Genomic DNA, 14,491 nt, shown 5'->3' with positions numbered 1-14,491 from the left:
GGCGCATCCGGCTTCAGCGCAGCAGCTTCTTCAACGCCGGAGCCAAGTCGCCGCGGGAACCGACTGCTACGCCGGACAAGCCCAGCCACTCCGCCATGTGCTTCAGCTCCGCCGCCAGCTCCGGGAGCACCCGGGCCACGTCGACACCTTCCTCCGCGAACGCTCCCTGGACCCGCAGCACTCCCGCCGCCCGGTCGGACTTCAGGTCCACCCGGGCCACCAGCGAGCCGTCCAGGAGGAACGGGAACACGTAGTACCCGTACACCCTCTTCGGCTCCGGGACGTAGATCTCGATGCGGTAGTGGAACCCGAACAGCCGCTCCGTGCGGGCTCGCTCCCAGATCAGCGGGTCGAACGGGCACAGCAGCGCCCGGCCCGTGATCGCGCGGGGCATGCGGGCCTCGACGTGGCGGTAGGCCGCCGCTTTCCAGCCGCGGACCGAGACCGGCTCCAGGATTCCCGACTCCACCAGCTCCGCCATCGCCTGCCGGGCCGGGGCGGGGCCCAGGCGGTAGTAGTCGCGCAGGTCCGTCTCGGTGGCGACGCCCAGCGCGCGGGCCGAACGCTCGATCAAGCCCCGCGCGCCGTCCTCCGCCGACACCGTGCGGGACAGGATCTCGGCCGGGACCACCCGCTCGGTCAGGTCGTAGAGCCGCTCGAACGACCGGCGCGTGCCCGTCGTCAGCTGGCCGATGCCGAACAGGTACTCGCAGACGCGCTTGACCTCCGAGCGCTCCCACCACGAGCCCGGGCCGCGGCGCTGCGCGTCCGCCTCCACTTCGCGCTCGATGCCGCCCGCGCCGATCGGGCCCAGCTCCTTCACGACCGACAGGATCTCGTCGACCAGGCCCGGGGACTTCTCGATCAGCGGCCCGTAGTGCTTCCACCAGCCGTCGCGCTTCGCGCCCGAGCGGATCAGCGGCCAGTCCTCGATCGGGAGCAGGCTCGCCTCGTGCGCCCAGGTCTCCACCAGCAGCCGCGGCTGACGCGCCGAGTGGGACCACGCCGCGCTGTCCAGTACCGCGGGCTCGTACGCGCCCAGGCGGGAGAACACCGGCATGTAGTGCGCCCGGACCGCGACGTTCACCGAGTCCAGCTGCAGCAGCTGGACCCGCGACAGCACCCGTTTCAGGTGCCGCCGGGACACCGGGCCGGACGGACGGGGGTCGGCGAAGCCCTGTGCGGCCAGGAAGGTCTTCCGGGCCATCGAGACGCTGATCGTTTGCATGGTGCCGTCATGGTGCCACCCACCACCGACAAAAACGCGCGCCCCGATATCTTCAGCGCATGAGCGACGCCGCCGTCCGCCCCGCCGACCTGTCCGACGCCGCGGAGATCGCCCGCATCCAGCGCGACACCTGGCACGCCGCCTACGAGGACCTGCTCGGCAAGAGCGCCCTGGCCGAGCTGGACGCCGCCGACCTCGCCGGCACCTGGGCCGAAACCATCGAGTACCCCGGCAGCCAGGTCTACGTCGCCACCGAGGGCGAGTTCACCGTCGGCTTCTGCGTCGCCGGCCGCGCGCCCGACGGCGAGGTCGCCGCCGCCGACGGCAGCCTGCCCGAGGACGCGGAGACCACCGGCCTGGTCGCCACCCTGCTCGTCGAGCCGCGGTGGGGCCGGCGCGGCCACGCCGGACGGCTACTCGCGACGGCCGCCGCGGGCCTCCGGGCCGACGGCGCCACCCGCGGCATCGCCTGGGTCGCCCAGGGCGACCACGCCTCCCTCGGCTTCTACCGCCGCGCCGGCTGGAACCCCGACGGCACGGTCCGCACCCTCGACACCGGCGACCGCATGGTCCGCGAGGTCCGGCTCACCGGCACCCTCGACCTCGCCCTCACCTGAGCCGGCGTCCCGGAAGATCACCCACCGCATCACGGCGTACATGAACACGCCCTCGCACGCGCCCGCGAGCAGCCGTGACACGTGGTATTCGACGCCCAGCGCCGTCAAGCCCGCGCCCACACCCAGCAAAAACGCCGCGTAATTGACAGCAATCGCACCGATGTAAAGCACGAGCTGCATTCCGACGGCCGCGTGGGAATGGAAGTTGAACGTCCGGTTCAGCACGAAGCTCAGCCCGAACGCGCAGACGTACGCCAGCGTGATCGAAAGCCACACCGGCCAGCCGGCGACGCCGTGGAAGATCGTCAGCAACCCCAGGTCCACACCGAACGTCAGACCGTTGATGACGCAGAAGCCCAGAAACGTCGGCGCCACGATCCGCGACAGACCCAGCGGGAGGACGCGCACGATCGCCTGGCACAGGGCGCCGAATCGGTCGGCGGGCGTTCGGGATTGCTCGGCGGCCACCCGGTCAGGGTTCCAGCGGCAGGTGGCCGGAAGACGTCACGCAGGTGATCTTCTGGTGCGGACCACCCGCCGAAGAGGGGGGTTAACCCCAGTGCGCGGAGATTTCGAACTGATAACTTGGAACACACGAGCGAACGCGCGGAGGTGACACGATGAGCTGGATCCTGCTGACGCTGGGCGTCGCGTTCGGTTCGGCCATCGTGCCGCTGATCAACGCCGAGGTGTTCCTGATCGGGCTGTGCGCGAGCCAGCCGGGGCTGCACTGGCTGTGGCTCGGGGCGGCGGTGGCCGTCGGGCAGATCGCCGGGAAGACGCTGTACTTCCTGGCCGCCCGCGGGACGATCAAGCTGCCCAAGCCGCTGCACGACCGCCTGCACCGCGAGCGGCCGATGACCGAGCGACGCGTCCGCTGGCAGCTGCGCACCAAGCGCATGCGCGGCTGGATCGAGGCGCTGCGCGAGCGCTGCCACCGGCACCCGCACTGGATGGCGGGCACCTACGGGGTCAGCTCCCTGGTGGGCCTGCCGCCGTTCATGGCGACGAGCGTGCTGGCCGGGATGGTCCGCATGCGGCTCGCGACCTTCCTGACGACCGGGCTGGCCGGACGGTGGATCCGCTTCAGTTTGATCGCCGCTTCACCTGCGGTTTTCGCGGGGTGGCTGCACCACTGAGATCAGGGCGGACCACGCGGCGCGGGAGACCGTGAGCTGGCCAAGGTGACGGGCTTTCGTGTCCCGCACCCCCACGGTTTCGGCGAGGAGCACCTCGACGCACTCTTCCGTTGCGGTGTAACTCGACGTGCGCCACGTGTACACGCTGCCCCCTAACGCGCTGCCTCCCGAAGCAGAGCTTGGGAGGCTTCTTCGGTCAATGCCTTGTCCAGCAAGAGCTTTACCAGCTTCCGATAGCTGGCGATAGCGTCCAACTCGTTGACGAAGGCGCTGGCGTGGTAGTGCTCCATGTACACGATCGCGGGATCAGCAGGGAACTCGTAGAGGGCGAACATGCCGATCTTGCCCGGGTGATACCCCACGTCGGCAGGCACGATGCGCACCGAAATGTGCGGTGCAGCGGCCAAGACGAGTAAGTGATCGATCTGGTCGGACATGAGGTTCTCATCCCCGACCACTTCGCGGATCGCCAGCTCGGAAATGATGGCGTTGAAACGAACCGGCCTGCGTGCGGAGAGAATTCGCTGCCGGTCCAAGCGCGCTACCAGCCGCGCATCGGCTTCATCCACTCTGATACCGGATGCGGTGAGCAGCGCGCGGGCGTAGTCGGGGGTCTGCAGCAAGCCCGGAATGATCAGCGGGGACCAGTTGGTGATCAGGCTCGCCGTGCGCTCGCACTGGATCACCGCCGTGAGGGCCGCGGGCAGATCCACCGGGTTGGAGTCCAGCCAGTTGGGTTCCTTGGCATGCGTTGCCACGTAGAGGATCCGCTGCGTCGTCGCCCGGTCGACGCGCAAGTAGCCGAGGATGCGGGCCACTTCCTCCACCGGCGGCACCCGCATCCCCAGCTCCCACTGGGACAACAACCGCGGGTCGATCTCCAGCGCCCGCGCCAGCTCGCGCAAGCCGAACTTCCGCGCTTCGCGCACTTCGCGCAGCGACGCGGACAACGCCCGCAACCCCGGTGACGATGAAGTCGGTTTCATGCGGGCGATAGTACGAATGCCGCCCTTTTCCCGAATGAACGACAACTGTCAGCGAAATGCCACACCGCGAATTCAGCGGTCGGCGGCCTCCAGCTCGACGGCCTTCTTCATCGTCTCGCGAGCGCGCCGGCGGTCGCCCGCGATGTCGTACGCGTACGCCAGCTTGTACCAGGTCCGCCAGTTCTCCTGGTCCGCCTCGACCTCCGCGCGGCGCTCCGCGAACCACGCGTCGGCCGCGTCGCGGTCCACGCGGCCCGAAGGCCGGCGCGGGAGGTCCGAGACGTCCGGGAGCGCGCCCTCGGCGTCCAGCCGACGTGAGAGACGCTGGATCTGCACCCCGTTGCGCCAGGTCATCACGATGATCCACACGCCGAGCAGAGGCAGCAGGAACACGCCCACGCCCAGCGCGATGCCGACGCCCGTGCCCGTCTTGAACAGGGCGAACGCCCGGTCCGCGAGCAGGAACAGGTAGACGACCAGCGCCGCCGTCAGCAGCAGCGCGACGTTGCGAGCCTTCACAGGTCGAGGACGTTCTCCAGGCCGACCGTCAGGCCGGGGCGCTTCACCACTTCGCGCACGCCGAGCAGCACGCCCGGCATGAACGACGTCCGGTCGAGGGAGTCGTGGCGGATAGTCAGGGTCTCCCCCTCGCCGCCGAACAGGATCTCCTCGTGCGCGACCAGGCCCGGCAGGCGGACCGAGTGCACGCGGACCTCCTCGACCGTCGCTCCGCGGGCGCCGTCCAGTTCAGACGTCGTCGCGTCCGGACCCGGCGTCACGCCCGCCTCCGCGCGCGCCGCGGCGATCATCCGGGCGGTGTGCGCGGCGGTGCCGGAGGGCGCGTCGGCCTTGCGGTTGTGGTGCAGCTCGATGATCTCCGCCGACGCGTAGAACTTCGCCGCCTGGGCCGCGAACCGCATCGCCAGAACCGCGCCAAGGGCGAAGTTCGGCGCGATCAAGACGCCCAGGTCGGGGGACGGCTCCAGCAGCCCGCGCAGCGCCTTAAGCCTGTCCTCGCTGAAGCCCGTCGTGCCGACCACGGCGTGGATGCCGTGCGCGATCAGGTACTCCAGGTTGCCCATCACCGCGTCGGGGTGGGTGAAGTCGACGACGACCTGCGCACCGGCCAGCGCCGCGAAGTCGTCCCCCGCGTCCAGCGCGGCCACGAGCTTCATGTCCGAAGCGCCTTCGACGGCATTCACCACCGTCGCGCCCATCCGGCCGCGCGCACCGAGCACACCGACGTTGATGGTCATGAAGCGATCACCTCGTGCAGGTCGTCAGGAAGGTCGTCGGCGTGAGCGTACGGCCCGACGACCGCCGCGGCCGAGACCCCGCCCGGCCGCGCGAACAAAGTGCGAGCGAGCGCACACACGTCTTCGGTGGTGACGGCGTCGATGCGGGCGATCGTGTCGTCGACGCCCAGGTACCGGCCGTAGTTGAGCTCGTTCTTGCCGATCCGCGACATCCGCGACGACGTGTCCTCCAGGCCCAGCACGATCCCGCCGCGCAGCTGGCCCTTGGCGCGGGCCACCTCGGCGTCGGTCAGGCCGTCGACGCCGACCTTGTCGAGCACCTCGCGGATGACGCCGGCGACGTCGCCGAGCTTCTCCGGCTGGCAGCCCGCGTACACGGCCATGTGGCCGGTGTCGGCGTAGCTCGCGACCGACGAGTACACCTGGTAGGCCAGCCCGCGCTGCTCGCGGATCTCCTGGAACAGCCGCGACGACATGCCGCCGCCGAGCGCCGCGTTGAGGACCGACAGCGCGAAGCGCCGGTCGTCGTGGCGCGACAGCGACCGCAGGCCCAGCATGACGTGGGCCTGCTCGGTGTCGTCGGTGTGCAGGGCGAGCTTCGGCAGGGTCTTGATCCGGGCGCGGCCTTCGCGCGGCGCGATCGGCGTCGCGGCCCCGTTCAGGCGGTCCTTCAGGGCTTTGCGGACCAGCCGGAGCACCTGGTTGTGGTCGATGTTGCCGGCGACGGACAGGACCATCCGCGGCAGCGTGTAGCGGCGCTTGTAGAAGTTCCGCAACGCGGCCGGCGACATCTCGATGATCGACTTCTCGGTGCCCAGCACCGGGCGGCCGAGCGGGTGGTCACCGAGGATCGCGGACACGAACGTCTCGTGCAGGAGGTCCTCGGGGTCGTCGTCGCGCATCGAGATCTCTTCGAGGACGACGCTGCGTTCCATGTCCATGTCGCGGTCGGTGCAGAGCGCCTCGAACACGACGTCGGTGACCAGGTCGACCGCGAGCGGGAGGTCGGCGTCGAGCACCTGCGCGTAGTAGCAGGTGTGCTCCTTCGCCGTGAAGGCGTTGAACTCGCCGCCGACGGCGTCGACCTCTTCCGCGATCTGCTTGGCGTCGCGGTGCTTCGTGCCCTTGAACAGCAGGTGCTCGAGGTAGTGCGCGGCGCCGGCGACGGCGGCCGGCTCGTCGCGGGAGCCGATGCCGACCCACAGCCCGACCGTGGCCGAGCGGGACGCCGGGACGTGCTCGGTGATCACGCGCAGGCCGCCGGGGAGGACGCTGCGCTTGACGACCGCACCGTCCGGAGTGGACTCGAGCGTACGGGTGGTGCCGACGGGCTGCTCGTGCCCGGAAACCTGCCGTGCCATGGGTTCCTTACTCACGATGCCGCGAAGGCCTCCCCACCGGAATCGGCGAGGAGGCCTTCGACGGAACTGTCTCGAACCGGACGAGCCGGGTCTTACTTGGCGTCGGCCTTCTCGGCGTCGGCGGGCTTGTCGCCGGCCGGAGCCTCGGCAGCGTCGTCTTCCTTGACCACGATCAGGCTGATCTTGCCGCGGTTGTCGATGTCGGCGATCTCGACGCGGAGCTTGTCGCCCACGTTGACGACGTCCTCGACCTTGGCGATCCGCTTGCCGTTGCCCAGCTTGGAGATGTGCACCAGGCCGTCCTTGCCCGGCAGCAGCGAGACGAACGCGCCGAACGCGGCCGTCTTCACCACGGTGCCGAGGAAGCGCTCGCCGACCTTGGGCAGCTGCGGGTTGGCGATGGCGTTGATCAGGTCGATCGCCGCCTCCGCCGACGGGCCGTCCGAAGCGCCCACGTAGATCGTGCCGTCGTCCTCGATGGAGATGTCGGCACCGGTCTGCTCGGTGATCGAGTTGATCATCTTGCCCTTCGGGCCGATGACCTCGCCGATCTTGTCGACCGGGATCTTCACGCTGGTGACGCGCGGCGAGTACGGGCTCATCTCGTCCGGGCTGTCGATCGCCTCGGCGATGACCTCCAGGATGGTGGTGCGAGCGTCCTTCGCCTGCTTCAGCGCGGCCGCGAGCACCTCCGACGGGATGCCGTCGAGCTTCGTGTCGAGCTGCAGCGCGGTGATGATGTCCTTGGTGCCGGCGACCTTGAAGTCCATGTCGCCCAGGGCGTCCTCAGCACCGAGGATGTCGGTCAGCGCCACGTAGCGGGTCTCGCCGTCGACCTCGTCGGAGACCAGGCCCATCGCGATGCCCGCGACCGGCGCCTTCAGCGGCACGCCGGCGTTGTACAGGCTCATCGTGGACGCGCAGACCGAGCCCATCGAGGTCGAGCCGTTGGAGCCCAGCGCCTCGGAGACCTGGCGGATCGCGTAGGGGAACTCGTCCCGCTTCGGCAGCACCGGCACCAGGGCGCGCTCGGCGAGCATGCCGTGGCCGATTTCGCGGCGCTTCGGCGAACCGACGCGGCCGGTCTCACCGGTGGAGAAGGGCGGGAAGTTGTAGTGGTGCATGTAGCGCTTGTGCGTCTCCGGGGACAGCGAGTCGATCTGCTGCTCCAGGCGAAGCATGTTCAGCGTGGTGACGCCCAGGATCTGGGTTTCGCCGCGCTCGAACAGCGCCGAACCGTGCGCCCGCGGGATCACGGCGACCTCGGCCGCGAGCGACCGGATGTCGGTGAGGCCACGGCCGTCCATGCGGATCTTCTCCGTCAGGACGCGCTGGCGCATGATCTTCTTCGTCAGGGCCTTGAACGCCCCGCCGATCTCCTTGTCGCGGCCTTCGAAGGCTTCGCCCTCACCGAGGCCGACCTTCTCCAGCACGGCGGCCTTGACCTCGTCGGTCGCGGCGTCGCGGTCCTGCTTGCCGGCGATCTGCAGCGCGCGGGCCAGGTCGTCGGTCGCGATGGCGGCGACGGCCTCGTAGACGTCCTGCTGGTAGGCCGGGTAGACCGGGAACTCGCCGGTCGGCTTCGCGGCGGCGTCGGCCAGGCGCTGCTGCGCCTCGCAGAGGACCTTGATGAACGGCTTCGAGGCCTCGAGGCCCTCGGCGACCGCGACCTCGTCCGGCGCCTTGCCGCCGTCGGCGATCAGGTCGAGCGTGTTCTCGGTGCCCTCGGCCTCGACCATCATGATCGCGACGTCGTCACCGACGATGCGGCCCGCGACGACCATGTTGAAGGTCGCCTTCTCCAGCTGCGACCAGGTCGGGAACGCGACCCACTGGCCCTCGATCAGCGCGACGCGGACGCCGCCGACCGGGCCGGAGAACGGCAGGCCGGCGATCTGGGTCGACGCCGAAGCGGCGTTGATGGCCAGCACGTCGTACGGGTCGTCCGGGTTGAGGCTCTGGACGGTGATGACGACCTGGATCTCGTTGCGGAGACCGTCGGCGAACGACGGGCGCAGCGGCCGGTCGATCAGGCGGCAGGTCAGGATCGCGTCGGTCGACGGGCGGCCCTCGCGGCGGAAGAACGCGCCGGGGATGCGGCCCGCGGCGTACATGCGCTCTTCGACGTCCACGGTCAGCGGGAAGAAGTCGAAGTGCTCCTTCGGGTGCTTCGACGCGGTCGTCGCCGAGAGCAGCATGGTCTCTTCGTCGAGGTACGCGACGACGGCGCCGGCGGCCTGCTTGGCCAGGCGGCCCGTCTCGAAGCGGACGGTGCGGGAACCGAACTTGCCGTTGTCGATGACGGCTTCGGTCTCGTGCACGGTGACTCCGGTGGAGTCGGTCATAGGGTGTTTCTCCTCTTTAGTTCCTCTGTACGGCGCGAGTCTCCCACCCTGGGACCCGTTTCGCCTGAGGACGCTCGAGGAATGAGGCCGGTCTTCGATCGAAGCCCCCGGGACTCTTCCCGGGAACCACTACCGAGGACCGGCGGACGGACCCTCGTGCGCGCTCGCGCCGTTCCTGTCTTTCTGCACCGAGGGGGAGCAGCCGGCGGCCACTCCCCCTCGGGTTGAAGCTATCGGCGCAGGCCGAGGCGCTGGATCAGCGCACGGTAACGCTCGATGTCCACCTTCATCACGTAGTTCAGCAGCCGGCGGCGACGGCCGACCAGCAGCAGGAGCCCGCGACGCGAGTGGTGGTCGTGCTTGTGAGCCTTGAGGTGCTCGGTGAGGCCGACGATCCGCTTGGTCAGCAGCGCGACCTGGGCCTCGGGGGATCCCGTGTCCGAGTCGTGCACGCCGTACTCGGCTAGGATCGACTTCTTCTCTTCGGTGGACAGCGCCACTTGTGTTGCTCCTCGAAATAATCAGTGCCGTGCGGCCCCGGGCGTGGATGCACGCCGGGAAGACGGTCACGGCCGCCACGGACTGCAGCCGGACCCGAACGTCGAGGTTACCAGCCCGCTGAACAGCGTCTTCAGGCGCCGTCCAGCTCGAAGGCGCGTACCACCCGGTAGCGGTGGCCACCCGGTTCGCGCTCGCTGGTCATCAGCACCACCGTGCCCGCCGTCCAGCGACGGCTGGTGAAGCGGGCCAGCCTTTCGGTCCAACGCGCGGCGAGCCCCGGTTCTTCCCGGGGGAACCTCGCGAGCGTCAGGTGCGGCGTGTACGGCCTCGCCTCGGCGTCGGCCCCCGCGGCGTGCGCGAGGGGCGTCAGCTCCGATCCGGCGACAGTCAACCACAGCACCCCGGGGAACGTCGCGGCCTTTTCCAGCCGGACGTCGACGGCCGGCCGCCCGGCCAGCCGGTCGGCCAGCCAGGCCGCGCGGGAGTCCACGTCGTCGGGGCCGTAGTAGGCGAGGGTGACGTGCCAGCGCTCGGGCGGCTCCCAGCGCAGGCCGTCGCCGGTTTCGCCGAGGGCTTCTGCGAGCTGCTCGACGACGTCGTCCGGCGGGACCAGCGCGCTGAACAGGACCGGCATCAGGAGCCGTTGCCGGCCCGGCGCAGCAGGTCGGCGATGGCCGGGAAGTCGTCGTCGAGGCGCTTGGCGGCCTCGCCGAGGTCCTCGTCCTCGGCCACGTCACGCAGGTAGGCGAGGACGCGGCGGTCTTCGTTGATCACCGGGATGTTGTCGCGGCCGACCGTCGGGCGCGAGTCGCGGACGTCCTCCATCGCGGCCAGCATCGCGTCGCGGTTGCCGGCGGCGACCTCGGGCACCAGGATCTTGCGCTCGAGCATGATCATCCTGGCCAGCACGACCGGGTTGCCGATCTTGGCCCGCCGGCCGCTCATCACCTGGCTGAGCATCGGGGCGCTGATCCCGAGGACCTCGGCCAGGAACGCCTGCGAAACGTCGAACGCGACCACGAGCCGGCGCACGCGGTCGCCGAGCGGTTCCCCGTACCACTCGCGCTGCAACGCGATGTTGCGCTGGACGATCTTGTGGTCCTCCACCAGTCCCCAATCCCCTAACCCCGCTCGCGCACACCGTCCGTGAGCATTTTGCCATCGCTGTCACGTGCGTGAGCGCGATTTCCCCTTATTCGCCCCCGGTAGGGGTGTCGGAGGGCACTTCCAGTGCCTTTCTCGTCTCGATCACGTCGTCGTCGATCTGCGTCACCAGCCCGGCCGAGTCGGCGAAGCGGACCTGGTCGCGCAGCCGCGTCACGAAGTCGATCGCCACGTGCTGGCCGTAGAAGTCCTCGTCGACGTCGAGGACGAACGCCTCGACGGTCCGCTCGCGGCCGGAGAACGTCGGGTTCGTGCCGACCGAGACCGCGGCGCGCAGCCGGCGCGACGGGTCGGCCGAGCGGGTGAACCAGGCGCTGTAGACGCCGTCGGCCGGGACGGCGGCGAAGCGCGGCGTCGAGAGGTTCGCCGTCGGGTAGCCGAGCTCGTGGCCGCGGCCGTCGCCGCGCACGACGATCCCTTCCAGGCGGTGCGGGCGGCCGAGCGCCTCGGCCGCGGCGACGACGTCCCCGGCGTCGATGCACGACCGGACGTAGGTGCTGGAGAACGTGATCGCCGACTGGTCCTCTTCGGACAGTTCCTTGCCCTGCAGTTCGGCGCCGTAGGCGGCGAAGCCGAACCGGCGGCCGAGGGTGCGCAGCAGCGCGACGTCGCCGGCGGCCTTGGCGCCGAAGGTGAAGTTGTCGCCGACGACCACCGCGGCCGCGTGCAGCCGGTCGACGAGCACCTCGTGCACGAACTCCTCCGGCTGCAGCCGGGACAGCTCCAGGGTGAAGGGCAGCACGCAGAACACGTCGATGCCGAGGCCCTCGACGATTTCCGCCTTGCGCCGCAACGTGGTCAGCTGCGCCGGGTGGCTGCCGGGGCGCAGGACCTCGGACGGGTGCGGGTCGAACGTCAGCATCACGCTCGGCAGCCCGCGTTCGGCCGCCGCGGCGACGGTCCGGCTCACCAGCTCCTGGTGCCCGCGGTGCACACCGTCGAACACGCCGATGGTGACCACGCACCGGCCCCAGCCGCCGGGGAGGTCCCCCAGCCCACGCCACCGCAGCACGTCAGACTCCCGTCTCTCAAGAGCCACCCTAGGCGGGCAGCAGCACCACCACTGCGCGGGACACGCCTTCTTCGTCGGCGGCCAGCGCGAGCACCCGGCCGTCGGGGCCGAAGAGCCCGTAGGTCCCTTCGAGACCGGCCGCCGGGATGCGCTGGCCGTGCCGGACCGCCTTCGCCGTGGCGGCGTCGAGGTCGCGGCGGGGGAAGGCCGCGGCGACCGCGGCGTCGAGGTCCAGGCTCAGCTCGGGCTGCTCCTCGAGCTGGTCGAGGGTCCGGGCCTTCGCCAGGGTGAACGGGCCGACCGTGGTGCGCCGCAGGGCCTTCAGGTGGCCGCCGACGCCGAGGTCCGCGCCGAGGTCGCGGGCCAGCGCGCGGACGTAGGTACCGGACGAGCACTCGACGACGGCGTCGACCTCGACGCGGTCGTCCTCGTGGCGGATGGCCAGGACGTCGAAGCGGTAGACGGTCACCGGGCGGGCCGGGATCACGACGTCCTCGCCGGCGCGGACGCGGGCGTAGGCGCGCTTGCCGTCGATCTTGACCGCGCTGACCGCGCTCGGCACCTGCTGGATGTCGCCGGTCAGCTTGGCGACGCCTTCGGCGATCTCGTCGTCGGTGATCTTTTCGGTGTCCCCGGTCGTGAGGACCTCGCCCTCGGCGTCGTCGGTCGTGGTGCTGCTGCCGAGGCTGAGGGTGGCGAGGTAGGTCTTGCGGTCCAGCGCGAGGTGGCCGAGCAGCTTGGTCGCGCGCTCGATGCCGAGCACCAGCACGCCGGTCGCCATCGGGTCGAGCGTGCCGGCGTGCCCGACCTTGCGGGTGCCCATGATCCGGCGGGCGCGGGCGACGACGTCGTGCGACGTCATGCCGGCGGGCTTGTCGACGATCAGGAGACCGGGCGGCGGGGCGGGACGGCGGGGCGGTTTGGGGCTCGACACGCGGGAAACCCTAGCGGCCGCCGATCGTGGGTCGATCAGGCCGCCGCGACCCGCCAGGATGGGAGCGTGACGGAGATCGAAGTCCGGGCCGCCCGGCCCGCCGAACTGGCCGCCGTCGCCGGGCTCCGGTGGCGCTGGGTGGCCGAGCAGGACGGCCTGCCCGGCGACGGCCGCGCGCGGTTCGTGCGCGAGTTCGCCGCGTGGGCGCGGGAGAACGCGGCCACCCACCACTGCCTCGTCGTGGTGCGCGGCGGGCGGGTGCTCGGGATGGCGTTCCTGGCGGTCACCCCGCGCGTGCCGACGCCGACGGCGTTCACGAGGGCGTGCGGAGACGTGCAGAGCGTGTACGTCGTGCCGGAAGCCCGTCGCGGCGGGCTCGGCGGGATGCTGATCGAAGCCGTCCTGCGGCTGGCCGGGGAGCTGGGGCTGGAGCGCGTCACGGTGCACTCCTCCGGGCAGGCCGTGCCCGCCTACGAGCGGCGCGGGTTCGCGGTCGCGCCGCAGCTGCTGCAGGCGTCGGTCACGCGGCCACGATCGGTGTCTCCGGCAGGGCGGCGTCCCAGCGGCGGCGGGTGATCCGGACCGGCAGCTCCTCGCCGCGGGCTTCGGCGAGGAAGAGGTGGGCGCGGGTGCGGCGCCACCACACGAGCATCCGGACCGTGCCCAGCGCGAGGATCGCGACGATGGCCAGCAGCGAGACGCGGAAGCTGCCGCCGGTCCACTGCAGCAGCACGCCGACGAGCAGGGCGGCGACGGTCGTCGCCACGAAACCGCCGACGTTGACCACGCCGGTCGCGGTGCCGACGCGGCTGAGCGGGTTGTAGTCGCGGGCGAGCGCGAAGCCGATCATCGACGCCGGGCCGCCGAGGGCGAGGAACGCGAACGCGGGCACCAGCACCGGCACAGGCACCGCACCCGGCCAGCTCAGCAGCACCGCCCAGACCAGCGCGGCCCCGCCGATGTAGCCGCCGACCAGCGGCATCCGCAGCGACGGGTGCCGGCCGATCACGCCGCCGAGCAGCGGGCCGCCGGCCATCGAGCCGAAGACGAACACGGTGAGCAGCGCGCTGGCCGTGGCCTTCGACTGCCCCTGGCCCTGCACCAGCCACGGGACGCCCCAGAGCAGCGTCAGGGCGTTGGGGGCGAACATCGTGCTGAAGTGGACCCAGAAGCCCAGGCGCGTCCCCGGCGTCCGCCAGGCCTCGGCGACCTGGTGGGCGAGCTGGCGCGGGCGGACCTCTTCGCGGACGGGTTCCGGGGTGCCGGCCGGGACGTCGCGGACCCGGAGCGCCACGACCAGGGTGTAGAGGACGGTGATGGCGCCGACGGCAAGGAAGGTCGGGGTCCAGCCGGCGCTGTCGAGCACCAGCGAGAGCGGGACGGTGGCGGCGAGGTTGCCGATGTAGCCGACGGCCGCGGTGAACGACGTCAGCAGCGCGTACTGGCGGCCCGGGAAGTGGGCGGCGACCAGGCGCAGGACGCTGACGAAGGTGAGGGCGTCGCCGAGGCCGAGGACGCCGCGGGCGAGCAGGCCGAGGCCGTAGGAGTGGGCGACGCCGAGGAGCAGCTGACCGGCGCCGAGGATCAGGACAGCGGCCATGAGGACGCGGCGGGGGCCGTAGCGGTCGACCAGGACGCCGGTCGGGATCTGCATCGCGGCGTAGACGCCGACCTGCAGGACGGTGAACGTCCCGAGCGCGGCCGCGCCGACGCCGAAGCGCTCGGCCGCCTGCAGCCCGGCGACGCCGAAGGAGGTGCGGTGGAAGACCGCGAGGAGGTAGACGGTGACGGCGGCGAGCCAGATGAGCCAGGACCGGGCGGTGGCGCGGCCGGTGGCGGGCGGCACAAGTTCCTCCAGGGATTCGGCGTTTCGTAGCGGACGCCTGCGCTGCCGTCCCTACTACTTGTAGCGCCTAAGCAACGACGAAACATAGCTGTTATCCCGGTG

The 14,491-nt window shown here is 70.8% G+C and carries 16 protein-coding genes and 1 pseudogene; 3 read left to right on the top strand and 14 right to left on the bottom strand.

Annotation, left to right across the window (positions count from 1 at the left end; translation table 11 throughout):
• Positions 1-13: 13 nt before the first annotated feature.
• Positions 14-1,228, bottom strand: coding sequence for a winged helix-turn-helix domain-containing protein (locus ACIRSS_RS41320; protein ID WP_400905131.1), 1,215 nt, complete (start codon positions 1,226-1,228; stop codon positions 14-16).
• 59 nt (positions 1,229-1,287) lie between these two features.
• Between ACIRSS_RS41320 and ACIRSS_RS41315 the strand changes: the two genes are divergently transcribed.
• Positions 1,288-1,845, top strand: a complete 558-nt coding sequence (locus ACIRSS_RS41315; RefSeq protein WP_400905129.1) for a GNAT family N-acetyltransferase — start codon at positions 1,288-1,290, stop codon at positions 1,843-1,845.
• Positions 1,846-1,917: 72 nt separating this feature from the next.
• Here the strand turns inward: ACIRSS_RS41315 and ACIRSS_RS41310 are convergent.
• Positions 1,918-2,169, bottom strand: a pseudogene (locus ACIRSS_RS41310) (GtrA family protein); the annotation flags it as partial.
• 296 nt (positions 2,170-2,465) lie between these two features.
• Between ACIRSS_RS41310 and ACIRSS_RS41305 the strand changes: the two are divergent.
• A complete protein-coding gene (locus tag ACIRSS_RS41305) occupies positions 2,466-2,984 on the top strand; it encodes a hypothetical protein (protein ID WP_400905126.1) in 519 nt (172 codons plus the stop codon).
• Here the strand turns inward: ACIRSS_RS41305 and ACIRSS_RS41300 are convergent.
• The 11 genes from ACIRSS_RS41300 to truB all read right to left on the bottom strand — a co-directional run bounded on the left by ACIRSS_RS41300 (position 2,949) and on the right by truB (position 12,543).
• Positions 2,949-3,077 (bottom strand): DUF397 domain-containing protein, encoded by a 129-nt coding sequence (locus ACIRSS_RS41300; RefSeq protein WP_400905907.1) that lies wholly within the window; start codon positions 3,075-3,077, stop codon positions 2,949-2,951. The genes ACIRSS_RS41305 and ACIRSS_RS41300 overlap by 36 nt on opposite strands.
• 59 nt (positions 3,078-3,136) lie before the next feature.
• Positions 3,137-3,970 carry a helix-turn-helix domain-containing protein gene (locus ACIRSS_RS41295; RefSeq protein WP_400905124.1) on the bottom strand — a complete coding sequence of 278 codons (834 nt, stop codon included), beginning with the start codon at positions 3,968-3,970 and terminating at the stop codon, positions 3,137-3,139.
• A gap of 72 nt (positions 3,971-4,042) precedes the next feature.
• Positions 4,043-4,489, bottom strand: coding sequence for a tetratricopeptide repeat protein (locus ACIRSS_RS41290; RefSeq protein ID WP_400905122.1), 447 nt, complete (start codon positions 4,487-4,489; stop codon positions 4,043-4,045).
• Positions 4,486-5,226, bottom strand: coding sequence for a 4-hydroxy-tetrahydrodipicolinate reductase (gene dapB / locus ACIRSS_RS41285; RefSeq protein ID WP_400905119.1), 741 nt, complete (start codon positions 5,224-5,226; stop codon positions 4,486-4,488). Before dapB ends, ACIRSS_RS41290 begins: the two co-directional genes overlap by 4 nt.
• Positions 5,223-6,587, bottom strand: coding sequence for a M16 family metallopeptidase (locus ACIRSS_RS41280; protein WP_400905116.1), 1,365 nt, complete (start codon positions 6,585-6,587; stop codon positions 5,223-5,225). The genes dapB and ACIRSS_RS41280 overlap by 4 nt, the downstream gene beginning before the upstream one ends.
• Positions 6,588-6,679: 92 nt before the next feature.
• Positions 6,680-8,932 (bottom strand): polyribonucleotide nucleotidyltransferase, encoded by a 2,253-nt coding sequence (locus ACIRSS_RS41275; protein ID WP_400905114.1) that lies wholly within the window; start codon positions 8,930-8,932, stop codon positions 6,680-6,682.
• A 230-nt stretch (positions 8,933-9,162) separates the two neighbouring features.
• Positions 9,163-9,432, bottom strand: a complete 270-nt coding sequence (gene rpsO / locus ACIRSS_RS41270) for a 30S ribosomal protein S15 (RefSeq protein WP_003084034.1) — start codon at positions 9,430-9,432, stop codon at positions 9,163-9,165.
• 131 nt (positions 9,433-9,563) lie between these two features.
• Positions 9,564-10,067: an RNA 2',3'-cyclic phosphodiesterase gene (gene thpR, locus ACIRSS_RS41265; RefSeq protein ID WP_400905110.1), complete on the bottom strand. Its 504-nt coding sequence runs from the start codon at positions 10,065-10,067 to the stop codon at positions 9,564-9,566.
• On the bottom strand, positions 10,067-10,540 hold the full coding sequence (locus ACIRSS_RS41260) for a helix-turn-helix transcriptional regulator (RefSeq protein WP_086683272.1): 474 nt from the start codon (positions 10,538-10,540) through the stop codon (positions 10,067-10,069). Before ACIRSS_RS41260 ends, thpR begins: the two co-directional genes overlap by 1 nt.
• Positions 10,541-10,625: 85 nt before the next feature.
• Positions 10,626-11,609, bottom strand: coding sequence for a bifunctional riboflavin kinase/FAD synthetase (locus ACIRSS_RS41255; RefSeq protein WP_400905107.1), 984 nt, complete (start codon positions 11,607-11,609; stop codon positions 10,626-10,628).
• Between the two features lie 28 nt (positions 11,610-11,637).
• Positions 11,638-12,543 carry a tRNA pseudouridine(55) synthase TruB gene (gene truB, locus ACIRSS_RS41250; RefSeq protein ID WP_400905105.1) on the bottom strand — a complete coding sequence of 302 codons (906 nt, stop codon included), beginning with the start codon at positions 12,541-12,543 and terminating at the stop codon, positions 11,638-11,640.
• Positions 12,544-12,609: 66 nt separating this feature from the next.
• Here truB and ACIRSS_RS41245 point away from each other — a divergent pair, with 66 nt between their 5' ends.
• Positions 12,610-13,119 carry a GNAT family N-acetyltransferase gene (locus ACIRSS_RS41245; protein ID WP_400905102.1) on the top strand — a complete coding sequence of 170 codons (510 nt, stop codon included), beginning with the start codon at positions 12,610-12,612 and terminating at the stop codon, positions 13,117-13,119.
• Here ACIRSS_RS41245 and ACIRSS_RS41240 read toward each other — a convergent pair.
• Positions 13,064-14,389 (bottom strand): nitrate/nitrite transporter, encoded by a 1,326-nt coding sequence (locus ACIRSS_RS41240; RefSeq protein WP_400905100.1) that lies wholly within the window; start codon positions 14,387-14,389, stop codon positions 13,064-13,066. The two genes, ACIRSS_RS41245 and ACIRSS_RS41240, sit on opposite strands and share 56 nt — an antisense overlap.
• Positions 14,390-14,491: the final 102 nt, after the last annotated feature.

The sequence above is a fragment of the Amycolatopsis sp. NPDC101161 genome (assembly GCF_044768185.1).
Lineage (GTDB): Bacteria > Actinomycetota > Actinomycetes > Mycobacteriales > Pseudonocardiaceae > Amycolatopsis.
The sequence above is the reverse complement of the archived record's forward strand: the minus strand, read 5'-3'. Positions and strand labels throughout refer to the sequence as shown.

What these genes read in the sequence shown, in the direction of transcription:
- ACIRSS_RS41320 (WP_400905131.1), bottom strand. Translation starts at nt 1,228, where the DNA reads ATGCAAACGATCAGCGTCTCGATGGCCCGGAAGACCTTCCTGGCCGCA.
- ACIRSS_RS41315 (WP_400905129.1), top strand. Translation starts at nt 1,288, where the DNA reads ATGAGCGACGCCGCCGTCCGCCCCGCCGACCTGTCCGACGCCGCGGAG.
- ACIRSS_RS41305 (WP_400905126.1), top strand. Translation starts at nt 2,466, where the DNA reads ATGAGCTGGATCCTGCTGACGCTGGGCGTCGCGTTCGGTTCGGCCATC.
- ACIRSS_RS41295 (WP_400905124.1), bottom strand. Translation starts at nt 3,970, where the DNA reads ATGAAACCGACTTCATCGTCACCGGGGTTGCGGGCGTTGTCCGCGTCG.
- dapB (WP_400905119.1), bottom strand. Translation starts at nt 5,226, where the DNA reads ATGACCATCAACGTCGGTGTGCTCGGTGCGCGCGGCCGGATGGGCGCG.
- ACIRSS_RS41280 (WP_400905116.1), bottom strand. Translation starts at nt 6,587, where the DNA reads ATGGCACGGCAGGTTTCCGGGCACGAGCAGCCCGTCGGCACCACCCGT.
- ACIRSS_RS41275 (WP_400905114.1), bottom strand. Translation starts at nt 8,932, where the DNA reads ATGACCGACTCCACCGGAGTCACCGTGCACGAGACCGAAGCCGTCATC.
- thpR (WP_400905110.1), bottom strand. Translation starts at nt 10,067, where the DNA reads ATGCCGGTCCTGTTCAGCGCGCTGGTCCCGCCGGACGACGTCGTCGAG.